The sequence below is a fragment of the uncultured Dokdonia sp. genome, from assembly GCF_937910895.1.
Taxonomy (GTDB): Bacteria; Bacteroidota; Bacteroidia; order Flavobacteriales; family Flavobacteriaceae; genus Dokdonia.
In genome coordinates, this window is the sequence record NZ_CALEMI010000010.1 from 1 (window position 1) to 21426 (window position 21426).

At 36.8% G+C, this 21426-nt stretch carries 21 protein-coding genes and 1 pseudogene; 16 read left to right on the plus strand and 6 right to left on the minus strand.

What is annotated here, in order from left to right; all coding sequences use genetic code 11:
• Positions 1 to 295: 295 nt before the first annotated feature.
• A complete protein-coding gene (locus tag Q0505_RS00605) occupies positions 296 to 1621 on the plus strand; it encodes a sialidase family protein (RefSeq protein WP_299207609.1) in 1326 nt (441 codons plus the stop codon).
• Positions 1622 to 1696: 75 nt separating this feature from the next.
• On the opposite strand, the gene Q0505_RS00610 is transcribed toward Q0505_RS00605, so the two are convergent.
• Positions 1697 to 2440: an isoprenyl transferase gene (locus Q0505_RS00610; RefSeq protein WP_299207612.1), complete on the minus strand. Its 744-nt coding sequence runs from the start codon at positions 2438 to 2440 to the stop codon at positions 1697 to 1699.
• Positions 2441 to 2545: 105 nt separating this feature from the next.
• Between Q0505_RS00610 and Q0505_RS00615 the strand changes: the two genes are divergently transcribed.
• The 5 genes from Q0505_RS00615 (at position 2546) to Q0505_RS00635 (ending at position 6673) form a co-directional block, all read left to right on the plus strand.
• Positions 2546 to 3070, plus strand: a complete 525-nt coding sequence (locus Q0505_RS00615; RefSeq protein ID WP_299207615.1) for a rhodanese-like domain-containing protein — start codon at positions 2546 to 2548, stop codon at positions 3068 to 3070.
• 99 nt (positions 3071 to 3169) lie between these two features.
• Positions 3170 to 3751, plus strand: coding sequence for a hypothetical protein (locus Q0505_RS00620; protein ID WP_299207618.1), 582 nt, complete (start codon positions 3170 to 3172; stop codon positions 3749 to 3751).
• A 189-nt stretch (positions 3752 to 3940) separates the two neighbouring features.
• Positions 3941 to 4978, plus strand: a complete 1038-nt coding sequence (gene pheS, locus Q0505_RS00625; protein ID WP_299207621.1) for a phenylalanine--tRNA ligase subunit alpha — start codon at positions 3941 to 3943, stop codon at positions 4976 to 4978.
• Positions 4979 to 4993: 15 nt separating this feature from the next.
• Positions 4994 to 6355, plus strand: a complete 1362-nt coding sequence (hisS, locus tag Q0505_RS00630; protein WP_299207623.1) for a histidine--tRNA ligase — start codon at positions 4994 to 4996, stop codon at positions 6353 to 6355.
• Positions 6356 to 6364: 9 nt separating this feature from the next.
• Positions 6365 to 6673, plus strand: a complete 309-nt coding sequence (locus Q0505_RS00635; protein ID WP_299207626.1) for a DUF952 domain-containing protein — start codon at positions 6365 to 6367, stop codon at positions 6671 to 6673.
• A gap of 23 nt (positions 6674 to 6696) precedes the next feature.
• Here the strand turns inward: Q0505_RS00635 and Q0505_RS00640 are convergent, their stop codons facing one another.
• From Q0505_RS00640 to recA, 4 genes are all read right to left on the minus strand, one after another.
• A complete protein-coding gene (locus Q0505_RS00640; protein ID WP_299207629.1) occupies positions 6697 to 7278 on the minus strand; it encodes an alkylphosphonate utilization protein in 582 nt (193 codons plus the stop codon).
• A 121-nt stretch (positions 7279 to 7399) separates the two neighbouring features.
• Entirely contained in the window at positions 7400 to 8812 is a 1413-nt protein-coding gene (locus tag Q0505_RS00645) for an oligosaccharide flippase family protein (RefSeq protein ID WP_299207632.1), read from the minus strand.
• 334 nt (positions 8813 to 9146) lie between these two features.
• Positions 9147 to 9917, minus strand: a complete 771-nt coding sequence (locus Q0505_RS00650) for an AMP nucleosidase (protein WP_299207635.1) — start codon at positions 9915 to 9917, stop codon at positions 9147 to 9149.
• A gap of 419 nt (positions 9918 to 10336) precedes the next feature.
• Positions 10337 to 11392, minus strand: coding sequence for a recombinase RecA (gene recA, locus Q0505_RS00655; protein WP_299207638.1), 1056 nt, complete (start codon positions 11390 to 11392; stop codon positions 10337 to 10339).
• 334 nt (positions 11393 to 11726) lie between these two features.
• Between recA and bshA the strand changes: the two are divergent.
• Positions 11727 to 12875, plus strand: a pseudogene (gene bshA / locus Q0505_RS00660) (N-acetyl-alpha-D-glucosaminyl L-malate synthase BshA).
• On the opposite strand, the gene Q0505_RS00665 reads toward bshA, so the two are convergent.
• On the minus strand, positions 12872 to 13414 hold the full coding sequence (locus tag Q0505_RS00665; RefSeq protein ID WP_299207640.1) for a 1-acyl-sn-glycerol-3-phosphate acyltransferase: 543 nt from the start codon (positions 13412 to 13414) through the stop codon (positions 12872 to 12874). The pseudogene bshA and the gene Q0505_RS00665 overlap by 4 nt on opposite strands.
• Positions 13415 to 13819: 405 nt before the next feature.
• On the opposite strand from Q0505_RS00665, the gene Q0505_RS00670 reads away from it, so the two are divergent.
• The 9 genes from Q0505_RS00670 (at position 13820) to Q0505_RS00710 (ending at position 21312) form a co-directional block, all read left to right on the plus strand.
• Positions 13820 to 14374, plus strand: coding sequence for an RNA polymerase sigma factor (locus Q0505_RS00670; RefSeq protein ID WP_299207643.1), 555 nt, complete (start codon positions 13820 to 13822; stop codon positions 14372 to 14374).
• Complete coding sequence (locus Q0505_RS00675) at positions 14364 to 14879, plus strand: hypothetical protein (protein WP_299207646.1); 516 nt, start codon at positions 14364 to 14366, stop codon at positions 14877 to 14879. The genes Q0505_RS00670 and Q0505_RS00675 overlap by 11 nt, the downstream gene beginning before the upstream one ends.
• Before the next feature lie 21 nt (positions 14880 to 14900).
• A complete protein-coding gene (locus Q0505_RS00680; RefSeq protein WP_299207649.1) occupies positions 14901 to 15416 on the plus strand; it encodes a hypothetical protein in 516 nt (171 codons plus the stop codon).
• A 147-nt stretch (positions 15417 to 15563) separates the two neighbouring features.
• Positions 15564 to 16373 carry a choice-of-anchor V domain-containing protein gene (locus Q0505_RS00685; RefSeq protein WP_299207652.1) on the plus strand — a complete coding sequence of 270 codons (810 nt, stop codon included), beginning with the start codon at positions 15564 to 15566 and terminating at the stop codon, positions 16371 to 16373.
• 230 nt (positions 16374 to 16603) lie between these two features.
• Positions 16604 to 17407 carry a DUF6089 family protein gene (locus Q0505_RS00690; protein ID WP_299207655.1) on the plus strand — a complete coding sequence of 268 codons (804 nt, stop codon included), beginning with the start codon at positions 16604 to 16606 and terminating at the stop codon, positions 17405 to 17407.
• A gap of 84 nt (positions 17408 to 17491) precedes the next feature.
• On the plus strand, positions 17492 to 17938 hold the full coding sequence (locus Q0505_RS00695) for an FKBP-type peptidyl-prolyl cis-trans isomerase (RefSeq protein ID WP_299207657.1): 447 nt from the start codon (positions 17492 to 17494) through the stop codon (positions 17936 to 17938).
• A gap of 144 nt (positions 17939 to 18082) precedes the next feature.
• Positions 18083 to 19378 (plus strand): OmpA family protein, encoded by a 1296-nt coding sequence (locus Q0505_RS00700; protein WP_299207659.1) that lies wholly within the window; start codon positions 18083 to 18085, stop codon positions 19376 to 19378.
• A gap of 3 nt (positions 19379 to 19381) precedes the next feature.
• A complete protein-coding gene (locus tag Q0505_RS00705; protein WP_299207661.1) occupies positions 19382 to 19903 on the plus strand; it encodes a hypothetical protein in 522 nt (173 codons plus the stop codon).
• A 707-nt stretch (positions 19904 to 20610) separates the two neighbouring features.
• Positions 20611 to 21312: a PCRF domain-containing protein gene (locus Q0505_RS00710; protein WP_299207664.1), complete on the plus strand. Its 702-nt coding sequence runs from the start codon at positions 20611 to 20613 to the stop codon at positions 21310 to 21312.
• Positions 21313 to 21426 lie beyond the last annotated feature (114 nt).

A 21426-nucleotide genomic window follows, 5' to 3' on the forward strand; every position in this document is an offset into this window, starting at 1 on the left:
TTAAGATGAAGAGACAGTTACAAAGTCACAGTCCCTATTATGGTTCTACATAAGCGTGTGTAACAATTATGGGTATTCCTTTTCTGAGCATTAAACTACGCGGGATACTTTTTAGAACTAAAAGAGCCAAAACACATCTTAAGTGAGCCCCTATTTAAGTTGTGTGCTCTAAAGAAATTTACCCTTCTGTGTTGGTATAATCAAACCCACTTTTGTTTTCAGTCGTTTTTCTATCGGTGCTTTCATGTTCGTATTTCAGCAAATACTTTTTAGCTTTGAAACCAAACATGATTACATGAAAAGAGTAGGCCAATTAAGTATATTAATAACATTTGCCATTTGTGTGTTTATTGCAATAGGGTGTCACCGAAAACCGATAGTAGAATCAGAAAGCGCCAATATTATTGAGACGATAAAAATAGACAGTTCTTTATTTCAAGTAGGGCCCTGTGAACCGTCTATTTGTATATCGCCAATTAATACTGATATTGTCGTAGCGGGTTCTATTTTGGACAAATTCTATTTCTCTCAGGACGGCGGAAAAACATGGAACATATCAAGATTAAAATCAACACATGGAGTTTATGGAGACCCCGTGATTAGAATGGATAGTAATAATAATATTTATTATGCCCATTTAGCCAACCCGACAGGAAGGGCGTATCAAGATGAAGAGTTTCTTAATAAGATAGTCGTACAGAAATCAACAGATCTCGGCAAGACGTGGAATAATGGCACCTACCCCGAATGTGACTCCATTAAAGATCACGATAAGCAGTGGTTGTATATTCCAGATGGCACTAATGAAGTATTGATGAGTTGGACAGAATTCGACAAGTATGCAAGTAAGGACACTAAAGACAGGTCTCGAATTTTATTTTCCATCAGCGACGATGGAGCGGAGACATGGTCGCCGGCAGTAGCCATTAGTGATCTGGAAGGGGACTGTATAGACGGCGACCTTACTACCGAGGGCGCGCTTCCTATAAAGACAGCAGATGGATCTATATATGTAAGTTGGTCATTTGATAGTAAGATATACCTAGATAAATCTTCTGATGGTGGTAAGACATGGGGCGTAGATAAGGTGATCGCTACACAACCAGGAGGCTGGACATTTGATGTGCCTGCTATAGGAAGATGTAACGGCATGCCCATCATAGATTCAGACAGCAGTAACGGTAGCCATAAAGGAACTATGTATATCAATTGGGCAGATCAGAGAAATGGCGTAGAGGATACAGATATATGGCTAGCAAAATCTACAGATAATGGTGAGTCGTGGTCTGATCCGATAAGAGTAAATGACGATGCTCCAGGTAAACATCAGTTTTTTAGTTGGATGGATGTAGACCCTAGTACTGGATATATTTACATAGTCTTCTACGATCGTCGTGCATATGATGATGCTCAGACAGATGTATATCTAGCATATTCAAAAGATGGTGGACAGACATTTATTAACCAGAAGATCAGCGAAAAGCCATTTACACCGAACACAAACGTTTTCTTTGGTGATTACAATGATATCTCAGCAGTAAACGGAATTATAAGGCCTGTTTGGACCGTAGCGAATGGCGGTGCTCTTAGTGTGCACACTGCTTTGAAAGAGATAAAGTAGGTTGATAGAGATAAAATTTTTAAGTAAACTGAGTTTAAAATAATCGAACACAGCTACCGATAAGAGGTTTTGACACTAACCTATCTGGTCACTAGTCATACCGAACCTTCTTTCTCTCATTTGAAAGTCGATCAAAGCCTTATAGAAATCGACTTTGCGAAATTCTGGCCAATAGTTATCAGTGAAGTATAGTTCGGTATATGCTAACTGATATAGCAAGTAGTTACTTAATCTACGTTCTCCGCTGGTGCGTATGAGTAGTTCAGGATCAGGGATTCCAGCGGTAGCGAGATGTTTATCAAACTCTGTTTCATCTACATTATTAGGATCTATTTTTTCTTCTTTAGCGAGGACGGCTATTTTTTTGGTAGCCTCAATTATTTCCCACCTAGAGCTATAATTAAGAGCTAGATGTAGTGTCATTCGTGTATTGTTTTTGGTGCTTTCCATACCATCCATGAGTGCTTTGTAGGTTTTCTTGGGTAGTTTGGTGAGATCACCAATAGCGTGGAGTTTGATATTATTCTTATTGAGCGTACTTATTTCTTTTTTGAGTGTATCTACCAGAAGCATCATTAATGCACTTACTTCTAATTTTGGTCTATTCCAATTTTCTGTAGAGAAAGCATATAGTGTTAAGTGCTCAATGCCTAATTCTGCAGCGGCCTCGGCTGTTTCTCTTACCGCTTTCACGCCGTTTCTGTGGCCAAAAATGCGCGCCTTTCCTATTTTCCTGGCCCACCTACCATTTCCGTCCATTATCACAGCTACGTGTTTTGGAAGTCTTTCTTGATTGATCTGATCCTTAAACATACCCATAGTGTAAAGTTAATTTTTTTGTGCAATCTGAGACTTTGATATCTCTGCAGAAAACAGGAACTTTGTTTCGGTCTATTCTATATATCATTTTAGAAATAGTTAATCATGACACAAAAAACATTCACATTATTATCTATTGTGTTTATTGGCTTAAGCACAGCAACCGCTCAGACAGATTTTAATCGTACAATCAATCTGGAGTTTGAAAAAGAGGTAGACTCGTATCTCAATTACTCAGTACCAGCTATAACAGTTAAAAACTTAATACAAATTAAGGACGATGTGATTTTGTTGGACGCTAGAGAAACCAAGGAGTATGAAGTGAGCCATATACCAGGTGCTAGATATGTTGGATTCGATGACTTTGATGATTCCGTTCTTTCTGATATTGACAAGGATAATCGTATCGTGGTATACTGTTCTATCGGATTTCGTAGCGAAAAGATAGGGGAGAAGCTAAAGAAATTAGGATATTTTAATACATATAACCTTTTCGGATCTATATTCGAGTGGGTCAATGCTGGGCAACAGTTAGAAGATAAAAATGGGAGACCAACCAACAAGGTACATACTTACAATAAGAAGTGGTCTAAATGGGTAACTGAAGGCACGGCTGAGAAGGTTTGGTAGAATATTGATTTTGGTAAATTATAGGTTTAATAAATTCAGGACATTGTGATATCTTTTGCCTTTGAACAATGAAGCCTAACCCTACTAAAAAATTAAATGATGCTTAAAAAATTAATCTATTTATGTTTTGTTACCATAATGTTATCATCATGTGGAGATGACCCTTTTGATCCTTGTGCAGTAATTGACTGTGGTTTAAATGGTGAATGTTTGGATGGAACATGTGATTGTGAAGACGGTTATTTTGGTGTAAATTGTGAAATTTTCGATCCTTGTTTTGCAATTGATTGTGGTGACAACGGTACTTGTATAGATGGTACATGTGACTGTGAAGAAGGGTACTATGGAGATAATTGTGAATTAATAATTAAAGATAGATTTGTAGGTACGTGGTCAGGTATTGATTGCGAAGGAGATAACTTTGAATTAATAATACAGCCAGGAGCCACTATAGTAACACTTACTATTGCAGATGAACTATTCGGGATCAACGCCAATATTATTAATGAAAACAACTTTTATATACCTGAACAAGATTTTTTTGTGCCAACATTTGAGATAAGTATCAAAGTGATAGGAACGGGCAAAATACTTGATAACGGAATGCTAGAATTTGATGCTACTATTACTGTTGATGAAGAAGATCCAGAAACATGTGTTTCTAAATTGGAAAAACAGTAGTATAAGAATAAAAGGCAATGGCTTTGTGGGTAACTTCTACAGAGCCATTTTTCTGCGATGCTATAAGTATTTCCTTACCTTTGTTGTAATCTTTGATTATATCTGAGTTTGATTTGTTTTACATGGATATATGCTTTGATTGAACAAAAAAAAGAAGCTGTAATCAGCAAATAAAACAGAAGCAAAGGTATGAGTGATAATGTATTCAATAAAATAGACGTGATGATGGCTGAGATTCAGTCTTATTCTTTAGATAATGCGGAACAATTAGAGGCATTTAGAATCCAATATTTAGGCTCAAAAAACGCGATCAAGCCTATATTTGGAGAAATACGAAATGTGCCTAATGAGCAAAAGAAAGAGTTTGGTCAAAAAGTAAATGAATTAAAGCAAGCAGCGGAAGGGAGGTTTAATACGATACAAACTCTTCTTAAGAATCAGTCACAAAATGAGGCGGCATCAGATATAGATCTTACCGCACCAGCATATAGTGGATTTGGAGGTGCGCGCCATCCAATAGCTACTACGATGGGAAAGATCATCGATATATTTGAACGAATAGGATTTGTAGTAGCCGAGGAGAGAGAAATAGAAGATGACTGGCACAATTTTACGGCTATGAATACACCAGAGGATCATCCTGCACGTGACATGCAGGATACGTTTTATCTCAAAGATTCAGTAACTAGACTGCTAAGAACACATACATCATCAGTGCAGTCAAGGATGATGACTTCTAATAAGCCACCTATTCGTATCATAGCACCAGGCCGTGTATATCGTAATGAAACTATTTCTGCAAGATCACACTGCCAGTTTCACCAAGTAGAAGGTCTATATATAGACGAGAAAGTTTCTTTCGCAGACATGAAGCAGACATTACTGTATTTTACACGAGAGATGTACGGTGCTGATAAAGAGATAAGACTGAGACCTAGTTACTTTCCATTTACTGAGCCAAGCGCAGAGATGGATGTATATTGGGGGTTAGAGTCTGAGACAGACCACAAGATCACCAAAGGTACGGGATATCTTGAAATTCTAGGTTGTGGTATGGTAGACCCCAATGTATTGATTAGCTGTGGCATAGATCCGGAGAAGTATTCCGGATTTGCATTTGGTATGGGTATTGAAAGACAGGCTATGCTCCTGTATAATATCGGAGATATTAGATTATTATTTGAAAATGATATTCGATTCTTGAAGCAATTCGAATCTGTAGTATAGTACTTAATAAAGGACATGAGCAAACCTGCAATCGCAAAAGGAACTAGGGACTTCCTACCATCAGAAGTAATTAAGCGTAATTATATTTTTGATCATATCAAGGAAGTATTCAAGACGTATGGCTATTTGCCAATAGAGACACCTGCGATAGAACTGCTGCAGACGCTTACTGGCAAGTACGGAGATGAAGGAGACAAGCTACTATTTAAGATACTCAATAATGGAGATTATTTAGCTAAGGCAAATCCAGCGGCTCTTGCCAAAAAGGATAGTAATGCAATGTTGTCTTCAATTTCGAGGCGCGGACTGCGATATGATCTTACCGTACCATTAGCGAGGTACGTTTCTATGCACCAAAATGATATTCAGTTTCCATTTAAGAGATATGCGATACAGCCCGTATGGCGTGCGGATAGACCTCAAAAGGGTAGGTATCAAGAGTTTTATCAGTGCGACGCGGATGTGGTAGGATCAGACTCATTGATGTATGAGGCGGAGCTATTACAGGTATTAGATACGGTATATGCCAGATTAGATTTAGATGTCATCATCAAACTAAACAATCGAAAAATATTACAAGGGATTGCGGAGGTCACCGGACAGTCAGATAATTTTATTGGTGTAACTGTTGCGATAGATAAACTTGATAAAATAGGCAGGGATAAAGTAGCAATAGAACTCACTAACCTTGGAATGGATGACAATGCAGCGTCTACAATACTTGACCTAATACAATTGCACGATATAAACCTAATAGCCACTAAATTATCTGATAGCGAAACAGGTATGTTAGGTGTGTCTGAGATGAAAGAAGTGATGGATTATATGTCCGACTATACGCTCAAGAATAAAATTGAATTTGACTTTACGTTAGCTCGCGGACTGAGTTACTATACAGGGTGTATTATCGAAGTAGTAGCGGATACTGCGACTTATCCAGATCTTAAGATGGGAAGTCTCTCTGGTGGAGGAAGGTATGCCGATCTAACGAGCATGTTTGGTCTCAAGGATATGTCTGGTGTAGGTGTTTCTTTTGGAGCGGAGCGTATATATGATGTCATGGAAGAGTGTAATCTTTTTCCAGAATCAGTGACAAAGAGTATCGACATCTTCTTTGTTTCGTTTGATACTGAGAGTCACAGGTATGCCTGTAGACAAGTAAGTGCTCTTAGGGCCGCAGGTATATCTGCAGATATATATCCAGAGAACACTAAAATGAAAAAGCAAATGAAGTATGCCAACGGTACTGCTGCTCCATATGTAGCTATTATTGGAAGCGACGAAGTAGAAGCAGGAGTGATTGCCGTTAAAGAAATGGTTACTGGAGACCAAGTAAACTTTAGCTTAGCGCAACTAATAGAAAAACTCAAAGCATAGATATTTATAATGAATATCATCTACCATATCGTAACAGTTTCTTCTTGGGAGGAGCAAGTGGAACTGCCTAATTATATCCATACATCACTAGACCAAGAAGGATTTATACATGCCTCTAGAGCAACACAAATCGCAGGAGTATTGGACAGATATTATAGCGGTGTAAACGACCTGTTGAAGTTGACAATAGATACAGATTTGCTAGATGCTACATCTACGCTTAAAGAAGAACTAGCGGAATCTATAGGAGAAATATTTCCTCATGTTTACGGCCCAATTAATAAGTCGGCAATTGTTAGTATTGAGAAGATTAGATAAAACAGAAATGATTTTGTTTAGGACTAAGAATCCTTCGGTTGTTTTTTCACATATTTCGTCAACAAGACTATATGTTGACCATCTATTTTTCCTTCAATATGTTCTGGATTATCATGTACCAATCTGATACGGCGCATAGCGGCCCCACGTTTAGCAGTAAATCCTGCACCTTTTACATTTAGGTCTTGTATGAGAGTTATTGTATCTCCATTTTCGAGTATGTTACCGTTACTGTCTTTATGGATGATTTTTTCTAATTCGTTTTCTATATCTTTTTGTGCCCATTCCATAGTATCAGGCTCCATACATATCATGTTGATAGCGTCTTGTGCCCAAGATTCATCATTGAGTCTGTGTAACATACGATATGATACTACCTGTATCGCAGGTTCGTTATTCCACATACTAACATTAAGACATCTCCAATGATTTTTGTCAAGATTATCCCCCTCCATCTGAGTGAGGCAAGTATTGCAAATAGCGAGTTGTTCTTCTAGTTTTTCTCCAGATTTTGGAGAGACAGTATAGGTCGAGAGACTTTCTTCGTTTCCGCATAGTTCACATTTTGCTCCACTTCTCTTATTTAATTCTCTTGAAATACCCATCTCGTCGTTTTTGTTTGGAATAATGAAGGACAAACATAAGGCCTCTTCCCTTCATAGTTAAATTATTGTTTAGGTAAACCGATAGCATATAATCTAAAACAAATTTTAAAAAAGGCTAGCGTTATTTTCTTATCCTCTTGAGAATTTCTGGATAGGTCTTCCAAGCATAAAAGCCATAAATAGAAAGACAAACAACCAACTTACAAACCATAGAAATTAGGCTGTAGGATATGTAGTTATCTATAACAACGGCTAAGCCATATACTATGAAAGCCATGATTATAGGGAGGATATGATATTTCCAAATCATCAATTTATATCCTTCCACTGAGCGGTAAGCCACTATGTTTTGTAATAAATTAGATAGCACTTGCCCTAGTAAAAATAAAATAACAATACTCAATAAATCCGCAAACCTAAATGCAAAAAGCAATACGCCGACCTTGATCACGTTAGTAATCATTTCGCTTTTGAATAAAGTATAGGATGCACCTTTGGATAACATAATCTGACTCGGCATACTAGTAGATATGACAATAGACGATATTGCTAGCAGCTTGAGTATGCTTATCATAGGATACCACTCTGAGGAGAGGTATGTATATATTAAGGTGTCGGAGGAGATCAATACTATAAGTAACAGAGGAACGATTACCATCGCAAGTAGAAGCGTAAATTTAAAAAGTGTAGTTCTATATTCTTCAGGATCATCCAATTTGCTTAGGGCGGAATAGGCTACAGATCTTGTTTTAGCATTGATTTCTCTTGCAGGTTTTAGGACAAAAGTTTTGGCTCTATTATAGATACCAAGATCAGAAGTACCTAATAGTTTTGCAACCATTAAATTATCTAATTGGTTGGCACCGTACCTTAGTATCTGAGTGCCTAAAACGCCTCGGCTAAATCGGTGCATGCCTTTCAATGAACTGTATCTAAAAACAAACGAAGGTTTCCATTCACTTTTATACCATACGAGAATAGTGACAACGAAACCAGCACTTAATCCACGCCAGATTAAGCTATAGACACCATATTGATAAAGAGCTAAAAATATCGCAATAATAGCTGCTACGATTGTAGCATAGATATGTATAATAGAGTGTTGTTTAAAATCTAGTTTGCGCTCCAACATTGCCAGAGGAACCACATTGGCTGCTTGTAATAAATATGCAAAAGAAAAACAAGAAAGGTAGTTTTTAAAACTATAGATTTTAAAATATTCACCCAGCCAATCCCCTAATAAGTAAGATAATAGAACTACAGCAAAACCAAAGCCGAGATTAATCCAAAAGATAGTATTGAGGATTGTATTATCTATGATTTTTTCTCTAATAATGGCAGAAAGATATCCCTGTCCGATAAATATTGAACCTAATCCAAGTACTAAAAAAAGAATAGCAAGAACACCAAAGTCATTAGGTGAAAGTAGCTTGAGCAATATTGCAGATGCTACTAAAGTAATAGTATGAATGACTACCGAAGAAACGTAATTCCAATATATACTTTGTTTGATATTTTTATTAATATCCTTCACTTGCTATTTGTCTAAGATGCCGTCTACTAAAGGTTGTGTTTTACTTGCAATTCTATTTTTTAGAGCAGTTTCTGTTTCCAATTGTTGTTCGTGATTATCAAGTACTTTTTTAAAAAGTGAACAAATGCCATTTTTATATAGACGTTGTCCACTTTCTGTCTCTTTCGTTTTTTAACTTGAGAATGTATATCGTGCTTGAAGATGTATATTTTATGATCTATATTTTTGAGTATTCTTTCTGCAGTGATAGTCAAACAAAGATTATATTTTGCTTCGTTGAGTTGATTATTTATCTTAACGTCATGCACGTTTTTTAATTGTTTTAACCCACTCATTAAAACTTTAGGTGCCTTACTGTTGCAGAATTGTTGATTAGCTGTCTTAAGGATTCGATACCAATATTGAGGTGGTCATCGACCCAATGTATAGTAACTGTTTTGTCGCTTTTACTAGTCTTTACCCCTTCAGGTACCATAGGCATATCTGACACGAGTAGCAGCGCACCAGTCGGTATTTTATTATAGAACCCTACAGAGAAAAGCGTGGCAGTCTCCATATCTATTCCCATTGCCTTGGTCTTACTAAGATAACTTTTAAATTCTTCATCGAACTCCCACACTCGGCGGTTAGTTGTATATACCGTTCCTGTCCAATAATCTCTTTCAAAATCTCTAACTGTTGTAGATATTGCTTTCTGTAATGCGAACGCCGGCAGGGCAGGCACCTCTGGCGGAAAATAGTCATTGCTCGTACCATCTCCTCTAATACCAGCGATTGGTAGAATCAGATCACCCACTTTGTTTTGCTTTTTTAGGCCACCACACTTACCCAAGAAAAGCACGGCTTTTGGCTTGATAGCAGATAAAAGATCCATAATAAGTGCTGCATTGGGGCTGCCCATTCCAAAATTAATAATAGTAATGTTCTTATAGGTGGCAGAAATCATATTATGGTTTTTACCATCCACCTTTACACCTGTCATCTTTGCGAATCGCTTCACGTAGTTGTTGAAGTTGACAAGTAGAATATACTTTCCTAAATTTTCAAGTTCTACACCAGTATATCTCGCTAACCAATCATTTACAATTTCTTCTTTTGTGTTCATGTTCTTTTATTTTTAAGATTTAGTATTTTTTATGTTAAAAACCATTTTGAGGAACGCACATGTGTTGGCTATTTTCTTTCTGTGTTTTAGGATTTGTTTATAATTGTGTAATAAAAAATTAATTAGATGCTAGTTAAAACAAGATTTGACAATGTAACCCAAAAAATATTATCATTAAATTAACTGTTTATACGCGATTTGGCGTGTGTCTAATTCTGGATCAATTAGAAAATTTCTTGATCGACACAGAGGGTTGATATACTGTCTTGTTTTATACACAACTCAAGTAACTCAGCTTGAGGCGCTCTTTTATTAAAAAGAGCGACTTACCTAAGGTAAGTCGCTCTTATAAAATCGGAAACTATTGGGATAGCCCCTTCTATAATATTTCGTATTGTGTTTACCTTAGATTCCAACTATTAACTTGGTGTCAACCTTTCTTCCTCAGGAAAATCATCAACCAACTCAGGTGCGTATACTGCTTTGATTTTAGTCATAATTTCTTCTGCTACCTCAGGATTATCTATCATAAACCTCTTTGCACCTTCTCTACCTTGTGCCACTTTTGTGTCATTGTAGCTAAACCAAGATCCGGCTTTCTGAATGATTTCATTTTCTACACCCAGATCAATGATCTCTCCTGTCTTAGAGACACCCTCTCCAAACATAATGTCGAATGTAGCAATTCTAAATGGAGGAGCAAGTTTATTTTTCACAACTTTTACCTTTATTGGGTTACCTACCACGTTGCCCTCTTTGTCTTTGATTGCCGAGCCAGACTTACGGATGTCGAGTCTAACAGATGCGTAAAACTTCAAGGCATTACCTCCAGTCGTTGTCTCTGGGTTACCAAACATCACGCCTATTTTTTCTCTCAGTTGGTTGATGAACACACAACAACATCCAGTACGACCTATACTACCAGTAAGCTTTCTAAGTGCCTGTGACATTAATCTAGCGTGTAATCCCATCTTAGAGTCTCCCATCTCACCTTCTATTTCCGCTCTAGGTGTTAGTGCTGCCACAGAATCTATTACTAAGATATCGACAGCTCCGGACCTAATAAGATTCTCTGCAATCTCAAGTCCTTGCTCACCGTTATCTGGCTGCGAAATGAGTAGGTTTTCAGTGTCTACACCCAAGCTTTCAGCATAAAATCTATCAAACGCATGCTCAGCATCTATGATGGCTGCTATTCCACCAGCTTTCTGACATTCTGCTATAGCATGTATTGCTAATGTCGTCTTACCAGACGATTCAGGTCCATAAATTTCGACAACCCTTCCCTTAGGGAGCCCACCGATTCCTAGGGCTATATCTAAACCAAGAGATCCAGTAGAGATTGTTTCTACATTTACAGCTTGTTTGTCCCCAAGTTTCATCACAGTGCCTTTACCGTATGTTTTCTCTAGCTTATCCACCGCCAATCCTAACGCTTTGAGCTTTTGTTCTTTTTCTTTAGATAATTTAGACATTCTCTATAATTGTAAAAGTTAATATATGGTTAGACATGAATTTATTTAAGCCTGATATTTAGCGTAGATTCGATGACCCAATAGCCAGATATTTTGCTAGAACAAATATAAGCAACTTATCTATATATTATATACCAATAGTAAGGTAGGCGCAACTTTTAGTGTATACGTATTGTGGCAAATTGGCCGTATTTGTCGTTTGAAAAAAAACAGTCTCTTTTCGTGATCAAAATATAGGTAAATGCCATTAACATTGTAAGCGATTATAAAAATGAATAAATATGACCTTTGATAATATATGTCTTAGGACTCACAAAATAAAAATTATCGATAGATGCGAATAGGAATTGTGTGTTATCCCACATATGGAGGGAGTGGTGTCATAGCTACAGAACTAGGGTTGGCATTGGCCAAAAAGGGCCACCAGATTCACTTCATCACTTATAAGCGCCCAGCTAGACTCATTCATTTTCATTAAAATGTATATTTTCATGAAGTGTCAGGAGCAGATTATCCGTTATTCGAATATGCACCTTATGAGACATCGTTAGCGAGTAAGATGGTAGATGTGATCAAATATGAAAAGCTGGACATTTTACATGTCCACTATGCTATTCCTCATGCGGCAGTGGCATATATGGCAAGGCAGATACTAAAGTCGCACGGAATTATCATACCTGTAGTGACTACGTTACACGGTACGGATATTACTTTGGTAGGTGCCGATAAGACTTTTGCTCCTGTCGTAGAGTTTAGTATTAACAATTCTGATGGAACCACGGCAGTATCTAAGATGCTGAAAGATGAAACAGAGAAGATGTTTAATATAGATGACCCGATAGAAGTGATATATAACTTTATTGATTTCGAAAGATTCCGCAAAGTTGATAAAGATCATTTTCGCATGGCATTAGCGCCTGATGGAGAGAAAGTACTCATTCATGTATCGAATTTTCGTAAGGTGAAAAGAGTAGAAGATGTTATAAAGGTATTTAACACAGTACATAAGCAAATTCCGGCCAAGTTGTTACTTGTAGGTGATGGCCCTGAGAGAAATGTTTGCGAGGCCCTATGTAGAGAACTAGGCGTTTGTGATGATGTAAGATTCCTTGGCAAACAAGATGCAGTAGAAGAGTTATTGGCGATTGCAGATGTATTCATAATACCATCGCAGAATGAAAGTTTCGGTTTAGCCGCACTAGAAGCTATGGCCTGTGAGGTTCCTGTAGTTTCGACGAACATAGGAGGGTTACCAGAAGTAAATATAGACGGCAAAACAGGTTTCCTTTGTGATGTAGGGGACGTAGAGGCTATGGCCGAAAAAGTGTTATACATTTTAGAAGACGAAGATCGCCACAAACAGTTTCGGAAGAACGCATTAGAGCATGCACAAAAATTTGATATCGAATATATCTTACCTCAATACGTTAAGTATTATGAGCAAGTGATAGCTATGGTTGGTGATAGTGTGGAAACAATTTAAGTACGAAAACTTCTTTTCTTACGACACCCCACTACACCTTTATAGTAGTCTTCTATATAAGCCATATCCTTTTCCTTATCGTCAGATACGTGGTAAGGTTCTCTGAAAGTAACAATCTTATTTCCAAAATCAAATGTGATCATTATCAGAGGCACCCCCGCGCCATGGGCTATATGGTAAAATCCAGATCTTAAATTATCTACTTTAGATCTGGTCCCCTCTGGGGCAAGGCCATATGACATTATATCTTTGGACTTAAATAAATTTATGATTTCATTAATTTGATTGCTGTTTTTCTTGACGGGTACTATGCCTACATATGTTAGAAACCAACCGAGTGGTGGAAAGAAGAGAGCCTTTTTACCCAAAAAAGTGACTTTTATGTTCTTTGCTGATTTTACTAACATACCGATAAAAAAGTCCATACTAGATGTATGCGGCACTACTATATATAGCTTTTTGTTGAGTTCGTTAGACGGTTCCCCTAATATTTTCCAACCCAATACATTCAGTATAGTCTGACTTATCCAACGTAACATGCGTAGATTATTTATGATACTTAGTTTGTTTTAGATATTTTGATGCAAATATGAAGAGTTCAATTCATAAAGTGACATTCTTCAAAGGCCTTAATTCTAAATAAACAGCCTTACCTTCAACATGGACTTAAAGTTCTTTAAATATACTTCGTTTTAGCAAAAGGCGCTTGTAGACAAAAGTGTCTTTATTCCAAGGGGTGATCATACCGACATGAGTAATGGGCTGTTGAATAATGGTGAACCTCTTAACGCACCATATAAGGGCAATCAAAACAAGGGTGTATATCAAAAAAGATACTCCCGGTTAAACCTTCCTTCTATTTATTAGTCAAAGCAACAATAAAGTTACTATTGCTTTCGGTTAATAATAGATTGTATTTTGAGTGAATCACAATAAATCAATTTTTGGATAAAGTACAACATAGCGACAACCATATAGTGCAACAATGCATGAATAAAAGTACTCGAGAGAAAGGCTTTCGTCAATTGATGTCAAAGTATCAAGAGCGGCTATATTGGCACATTAGACGCATGGTTAAGACTCATGAAGATACTGATGATGTACTTCAAAATACATTCGTAAAGGTCTATCGCAATTTAGACAAATATAGATTTGACGCTAAGCTATACACTTGGTTATATCGTATAGCTATTAATGAGTCGCTCAATCACTTTAGAAAAATAGAACGAAATAAATCTGTTTCATTAGACGACGAAAACTCTAATATATACACCATTAAATCGGATAATTATTTCGATGGCAACCAGGCTCAAGTTATGCTAGCTTCAGCAATAGATACACTTCCGGAGAAACAGAAAATAGTATTTAATTTAAGATACTACGATGAGATGCCTTATAAAGATATGTCCGAGGTGTTGAGTACGTCAGTAGGTGCGCTGAAGGCATCTTACCACTTGGCCGCAAAAAAAATAGAAAACATAATTACTAATGAATCCTAGAGAGGAAATAAAAGATTTAACTCCGAAGCTCTTTGATTGGAGACATAGTGAGGGATATAAGGTTCCTGTAGATTACTTTGATAATCTATATGTAAGTGTAATGAGACATATGCAAGAAACAGAAAAACTTGAACCATATTTTCAGTCGCTTCCTAACCAGGTGATGAATAAGATCAAGCGCGAAGAGAAGGTTAAAGCAGTGTCGATTAAATCATACTTCAAATACAGTATTGCAGCGGCAATACTCATATCAGTAGGGACTATGATGTGGCCTAGTTTATTAGAGGATTCAACAATACTTAATGATTCAATGATTGAAGATAATGAAGACTATAATTATGTTGTTCAAGAGTTATCGGTGGAAGACATATTTGATTTAGAATTTATTGACGATGAAACATTAGACGAAATCTTTGCAAGCGAGGAAGGACAATATTTTATAGACGAATCTTCAGAGGACTTGCTGTTCGATGTAGATGATGAGCTCTTAGAAGAATTTTTTTAATACCATTAAATATTTAATACCATGAGATATATATTATTAACAGCGACACTGATGTTTACTATAAATCTGTCTGCCCAGAGAGAGGGAAAAAGAGCGGAGCGAATAGAAAAAATAGAACAACAAAGGATAGCTTTTATTACCACAGACCTAGACCTAAGTGTAGAAGAGGCACAGGCATTTTGGCCGTTGTATAACGACTATCAGAGTATGAAAAAAGAGATTTGGACGGAGCGAAAGGTTGAAACGGTTAATATATTTGATATGACAGATGAGGAATCTAGAAAAATGTTGTCACAGGCAATGGAAGCCAAGAGAACACAAACAAATTTAGAAATTGAATTTATGAACAAGCTCGAGAGAGTATTGTCTGCTAAGAAAAGACTTAAGTTGATCAGAGCGGAGCGAGAGTTTAAACAATTTATATTGAAGAGATACGAGAAGAGAATGTCAAATAGAGAGAGAAGAGGACAAGCATCTATGATTCAATCTGCAAAAAACTCTAAAAGAAATAGCGAAATTGGAAATCTAAGAAAGTAAATTAAATGGCAGAAAAGTGAGATTGAGGAATAAAATATAATTATAAGGCTAGATACACTTCTAGCCTTTTTTGTTTTAAATTCGTTTCACAAAACAGAAAGTTGGTCACTAAGAGATATCATTTAATTGCCTATAAAATTTAAAGGGATGAAAAAATACATATACTCATTTATGCTAGTTGCGGCAGGCGCAGCTCTATTATCAAATAGTGCAGGTAGAGGTACTGTCAGTGGACAAGGTGCGGCAGGCGCTCCTGGAGACGGACTTACGTGTGCCAGTAGTAATTGTCACGGATCTGCAGGACCATTTGCTGTAGACCTCCAAATAGTTTTAGTCAAAGACGGAGAAGAAGTTACAGAGTATAGGCCCGGAGAAACATATTCAATGTTTATAGCAGTTGAAGCCACGGCAGGAAGCCCTACAAGATATGGTTTTCAGATGACAGTCGTTACAGACGCTGATAATAGTGGAGCTGGATCATTATCGGACGTGAGTAGTAATGCAAAATCACTAACGCTTAATGGACGTACTTATCTAGAACACAATGGTCCTAGTAATTTGGATGAGTTTTCTGCTTTATGGACATCGCCAGAAGCAGGGACAGGAGACGTAACTGTATTCGCTGCAGGAATTGCAGCCAACGGAAACGGTGGGACTTCTGGTGATACTGGGGTGATTGGCTCTATGACATTCAAAGAGATGGATCTATCAAACATCAAAGTCTTAACGGAGGGTGAAATATCTTTTTCTCCCAACCCAACAATAGATATAATAAAAATAGATACTAAACTGAACCAACACATGGTATATGATGTAATATCAATTAATGGGATGAAAATGGCATCAGGAATCGTGGCAAATAACGCTATAGACATCTCAAACCTGTTAAATGGGATGTACATTGTATCTGTAAGAGGCGAAGGCTTCATTTATAGACAAAAAATATATAAAATATAGTCATAAAACATCTGTTTTTATGGTTCAAGGTGAAGCAATTATCAAAGTTTAATGGGTTTCGATACCAAACGAATAGGGCGGTACGTTTTCTTTTTGAAATCGCAAAGAATCGAAATTTAGCTGCTTTGCAAGACATAGAAATGGTGCATTCAAGCAAGAAGCGGCTGCTTTAATATATACCCATAGATATTCTTACTTTTGCACCTTATTTTGCATACGAACTTTTTTTAATGAGACTATTATTATCATTAGTACTAATTATTGTCTTTTTTTCTAGTATAAATGCCCAGAAGGGCTGGGAGATAGGGGGTTGGCTGGGCACTAGTTTTTATTTTGGTGACCTTAATAATAGACTCAGTGTAACACAGCCAGGTATTGCTGGAGGGCTGAATGCTCGATGGAACTTCAATACAAGGATATCTCTTAAGAATTCTCTTAACTTTGGTACGGTAGGTGCATCGGATGTAGACTCACCTAACAATTTTGAAAAAGCTAGAAATCTCAGTTTTAAATCTAATATATATGACCTCTCCAGTGCTATAGAGTTTAACTTTTTTAACTATGTGCATGGGAGTACAATAGACAATTTCACACCATATTTATTAGCTGGCGCAAATGTATTTAGGTTTAACCCTACCGCAGAGCTAGAAGGTGCCAAGTATGGTCTAAAAGATTTTGGTACAGAAGGACAGGCCGTTGGGTCAGAGTATTTGGGTATAAGTGCAGGTGCAGTGGTCGGAGCGGGATATAAGTGGGATATTACATATGACCTCAGTCTCAACATAGAATACTCCTACCGCATATTGTTTACGGACTATTTAGATGACGTTAGTGGCACATATCCGAGTCAATCAGAGTTGTCAGCAATTAGAGGGGTTACAGCAGCATCCTTATCTGATAGATCTGTGATAGATCTCGGACAAGAGGGTAATCAAAGAGGCAATAGCAAAGACAATGATTCTTATACATTTTTAGGAATCAGTATTATGAAGTATTTTGGTCGAATAGAATGTCCTAAGATTTCGGATTTCTAGATATTTTCCAAAGTAGTTTATTTAAGCCTATTGACGTTTGTTTATTTATTTAAGGCATAATTTTAACAATTAGATTTTTTAGAGATGAAAGCAATAGAACTATTATTATTATTCCTTATTGTAGGATTAGCGTCTTCTTGTGGAGGCAACGATCTATATGATTCTGAAATAGGATACGACAAAGCCATGAATAATTATATGGATTCTAAGGGTTGGGTAGGAGTTTCTACAGTTGATGGTATGTACTACGTCATAGACGAGCCAGGCAGCTCAGAGAAGCCAACCTCAACTTCTAATGTTACGGTTAATTATAAGGGATATTATACTGATGATGTAGAGTTTGATAGTGGGAATAATATAAGTTTCAATCTTCAGGGAGTCATTGAAGGATGGACGATAGGGATACCTAAGTTTGGTGAAGGAGGCAGCGGTCATTTACTCATACCTCCACATTTAGCTTACGGAGAAGAAAATAGCAGAACGAGAGATCGGTCAGTTTTAATTTTTGACATTGAGCTTGTTGGCTTTTAGTAAAATAGTATTTAAGGTTAATCTAATAGTCTTTTCAGCTTGTCAATATAATGGCATACTGAAGGCTCAAGGTGAGGTTTTGGTTACTTCTATTGGTGAGATTGCAACTTAAAGCCAGTTAAAGTATCTTATATAAATGTAGTAATGCAACCACAAATGGCCTTTGAACAATTGAATTGGCAGGACTATATACAGACCAAAACAAATGTTAGTAATTTAGATATATACATGAAACGGATTACAATATCAATCTTTACGATATTTCTTATTATCTCATATAATCAGGTAGTAGGCCAAGGTGTGGTTATCACACTATCTAATCCTTCCTTTGAAGATACACCTAGAGCAGGAACTAATAAGTTTATTGGAATTAAGGGTTGGGTAGACTGTGGAACTCGAGAATTCAATGAGAGTCCTCCAGATATACATACAGAAAATCCTAATGATCCGATATTTGGAGTTACTAAAGCGGCCAAAGATGGAAAGACGTACCTAGGAATGGTGACAAGAGAAAACGAGTCGTGGGAGTCTGTATCTCAGAAGCTTAGTATGCCTCTTGAGCCGGGGAAATGTTATACATTTAGTATTGATCTTGCTAGATCTGAAACATATTTTAGTATGATGCAGGATGTGACTTATGCGCTTGATGACATACAACCTAATCAGACAATGCCCCCTTCTAAGCCTGCTGTGCTTCGGATATGGGGAGGCATCAATTTTTGCCCACGCAATCAATTGTTAGCCGAGTCAAAACCAGTTATTAATACAGATTGGGTAACGTACACTTTTGAATTTACACCCAATATTAATACAAAAGCGATATCATTAGAAGCATTTTATAAGACGCCTGTATTGGATCCTTATTTTGGGCACATTCTACTAGATAATGCCTCTGAGATCAGACAAATACCTTGTCCAGGAGATGAGGTATTTGTTGCGCCACAGAAAAAGTCTAAAGTAAAAGACGAAAAACCACCACATCTAAGAAGGGTCTCAAAATCTAAGCAAAAAAAGAAAGAGGTGGCGACAGAAGAAACACCGTACAAGAATAAAATACTCAAAGACCTTAATAGATCTAAATTATTTACAGGTAAGAAAATTAACATTAGTAATTTATATTTCGAAGCAAACAAATCTGAAATTACTAAAGAGTCCTTTGTTGTCTTAGATGAAGTTGTAGAGTTTTTACAAGAAAATGAAGACGTTCGAATAGAGGTTGGAGGACATACTAATGGAACACCTAAACACACGTTTTGTGATTCGCTCTCTAGGGTTAGAGCCAAAGAAGTCGCTCAATACCTAAACAAGAAAGGAGTAAAGGGCGGACAACTACAGTTCAAGGGCTATGGCAAGCGAAGACCCATAGCAGATAACCAAACAAAATCTGGCCGCAAGAAAAATCAACGTGTGGAAATCAAAATATTAAGTATAGACCCTTAAGCTATGAAATCACCAAAGTATTATTGGCTCATAGGTGTTGGTTTTATGCTACTATTGGCTATAGGTTATAGTATATCAGACGTTCTACCAACTTCAGACAACTCAACTAAAGCTGTAGAGACGAGACAATTGGTAGATTCACGTATGGCGATCATAGATAAGAATGCAACTGCTAGGTCTGTTATTAAGAACATGATGATAGACGAGACCACAAAGATCACCGTATTGTCAGGTACAGCGTTGGCATTATCAGATTATGTATTAGCTTATAGCAATAAAAAAAAACATAGAGGATATTTAGACCTTACTCATCTTACTCTAAATAATGAAGCCTCATATGTTCTATGGTCCAAGTCACCTTCTGGTGTATATAAAAAGATAAGAGTGTTTCCACCCAACAGTGAATTTTTACAGTATGACATTCCAACAGAGAGTCACACTTTGTTTATAACACGGGAATCTGCAGGTGTAGGAAAATCACCTAACTTGAACAGTATTATAGTTGAAGAACAATCCGAAAAATAAAACACATTAAATAAATCCTCATTGTGTTTTGTTGTTTGATTACTTTTATTTTACCACACTAATATTTTACATCTCATAACGCATTCTAGCCAATTAAAACAAATGCTTTGTAAGCTTCTTTTCGCGAGCTGTAAACCTATGTCTAAATATAAGACTAATCTTTTGCTACCTTTTTATTTCGCCGGAACAATTATCTGTGAATAGCCTATACGCTATACAGGAACCAAAGCTATTTACGGAGTAAACAGAAATTATCTTCGAATTGTGAATGGCAGAGGAGTTAAGTCTATATGTATTTTATAGCGTAGGAAGCTAATGTATAGATAATCGTTTAGATATAATGACTGCAAGAACCACTTATAGTTTAATACTGAATACCTGACCAGGTGTTCAGTATTAGAAGATCAAAGCAAGGGATTATTGTGATGCCTCTAAAATATTGTAAATTAAATTGCAGAGAGCAATATAAGAATCATACCAGGATTGGATATTGAATTGGTCTTTGCGAAAGTGCGCTTTTTTTACTTAAATTGCGATCTGTAGGCGATTGGCGGCTATAAAAAGGTCTTAATCATAAATTAATTGTGTTCAATTACAGAATACGATCAAGTAATAATTTATTATTAATGGGTGTATGATCATATAGATATCACACTTTCCGAGATCCTAAAAGTTTACTTAACTTCGTGACCTTTAAAGATTAAGACATGTTAGATAAGCTTGAAGCCATAGAAGGTAGATTTCACTACCTAGAAGAGAAGCTCTCAGATCCTGAGACAGTCTCTAATTTGAAGCAATTCACTAAAACCAACAAGGAGTACAGTGGCTTGCGTGAGATAGTAGGAAAGATCAGAGAATATAAAGTTACCCTAGAAGGTGTCGAAAGTGCTAATAAAATGATGGCCGATCCAGATCCCGAGATGAAGGAAATGGCCAAGATGGAATTAGCAGAACTTAAATCAAACGTTGATATACTTGAGGAAGAGCTCAAACAATTACTTATACCGAAAGATCCAGAAGACGAAAAGGATGTGGTGGTAGAAATTAGAGCAGGAGCAGGAGGAGATGAGGCGAGTATCTTTGCTGGAGATTTATATCGTATGTATTCTAAGTATATTGATTCACAGCCTGGTTGGAAGACAGAAATTATACATATCAACGAAGGTACATCAGGAGGATATAGCAAGATATCGTTTGAAGTATTTGGAACAGATGTATATGGTAAGCTCAAGTTTGAATCTGGCGCACATAGAGTACAGCGCGTACCTAGGACGGAGACCCAAGGTAGAGTGCACACATCAGCTGCTACAGTGGCAGTCCTGCCTAAATTTGAAGAAGAAGATAAACAACATATCTTTTCTGTGATTGATGCTTTTATTGCTAAACGTAAAATTCAATCTATTCTATAAAAATTCAAATACTAATAATTATGATCTTGATTATAGAGCGGATATTGATGGTTTAAGAGCGATAGCTGTAATTAGCGTCATCCTTAATCATGCTAAGCTCAATTTTTTTGGCCA

Excerpts from the sequence above, each read along its gene's own strand:
- Q0505_RS00710 (WP_299207664.1), top strand. The coding sequence starts at position 20,611 with ATGTTAGATAAGCTTGAAGCCATAGAAGGTAGATTTCACTACCTAGAA.
- Q0505_RS00620 (WP_299207618.1), top strand. The coding sequence starts at position 3,170 with ATGCTTAAAAAATTAATCTATTTATGTTTTGTTACCATAATGTTATCA.
- Q0505_RS00605 (WP_299207609.1), top strand. The coding sequence starts at position 296 with ATGAAAAGAGTAGGCCAATTAAGTATATTAATAACATTTGCCATTTGT.
- Q0505_RS00680 (WP_299207649.1), top strand. The coding sequence starts at position 14,901 with ATGAGATATATATTATTAACAGCGACACTGATGTTTACTATAAATCTG.
- Q0505_RS00690 (WP_299207655.1), top strand. The coding sequence starts at position 16,604 with ATGAGACTATTATTATCATTAGTACTAATTATTGTCTTTTTTTCTAGT.
- Q0505_RS00695 (WP_299207657.1), top strand. The coding sequence starts at position 17,492 with ATGAAAGCAATAGAACTATTATTATTATTCCTTATTGTAGGATTAGCG.
- Q0505_RS00685 (WP_299207652.1), top strand. The coding sequence starts at position 15,564 with ATGAAAAAATACATATACTCATTTATGCTAGTTGCGGCAGGCGCAGCT.
- Q0505_RS00675 (WP_299207646.1), top strand. The coding sequence starts at position 14,364 with ATGAATCCTAGAGAGGAAATAAAAGATTTAACTCCGAAGCTCTTTGAT.
- Q0505_RS00705 (WP_299207661.1), top strand. The coding sequence starts at position 19,382 with ATGAAATCACCAAAGTATTATTGGCTCATAGGTGTTGGTTTTATGCTA.
- recA (WP_299207638.1), bottom strand. The coding sequence starts at position 11,392 with ATGTCTAAATTATCTAAAGAAAAAGAACAAAAGCTCAAAGCGTTAGGA.
- Q0505_RS00610 (WP_299207612.1), bottom strand. The coding sequence starts at position 2,440 with ATGGGTATGTTTAAGGATCAGATCAATCAAGAAAGACTTCCAAAACAC.
- Q0505_RS00700 (WP_299207659.1), top strand. The coding sequence starts at position 18,083 with ATGCAACCACAAATGGCCTTTGAACAATTGAATTGGCAGGACTATATA.
- Q0505_RS00650 (WP_299207635.1), bottom strand. The coding sequence starts at position 9,917 with ATGAACACAAAAGAAGAAATTGTAAATGATTGGTTAGCGAGATATACT.
- Q0505_RS00635 (WP_299207626.1), top strand. The coding sequence starts at position 6,365 with ATGAATATCATCTACCATATCGTAACAGTTTCTTCTTGGGAGGAGCAA.
- Q0505_RS00665 (WP_299207640.1), bottom strand. The coding sequence starts at position 13,414 with ATGTTACGTTGGATAAGTCAGACTATACTGAATGTATTGGGTTGGAAA.
- hisS (WP_299207623.1), top strand. The coding sequence starts at position 4,994 with ATGAGCAAACCTGCAATCGCAAAAGGAACTAGGGACTTCCTACCATCA.
- Q0505_RS00615 (WP_299207615.1), top strand. The coding sequence starts at position 2,546 with ATGACACAAAAAACATTCACATTATTATCTATTGTGTTTATTGGCTTA.
- pheS (WP_299207621.1), top strand. The coding sequence starts at position 3,941 with ATGAGTGATAATGTATTCAATAAAATAGACGTGATGATGGCTGAGATT.
- Q0505_RS00640 (WP_299207629.1), bottom strand. The coding sequence starts at position 7,278 with ATGGGTATTTCAAGAGAATTAAATAAGAGAAGTGGAGCAAAATGTGAA.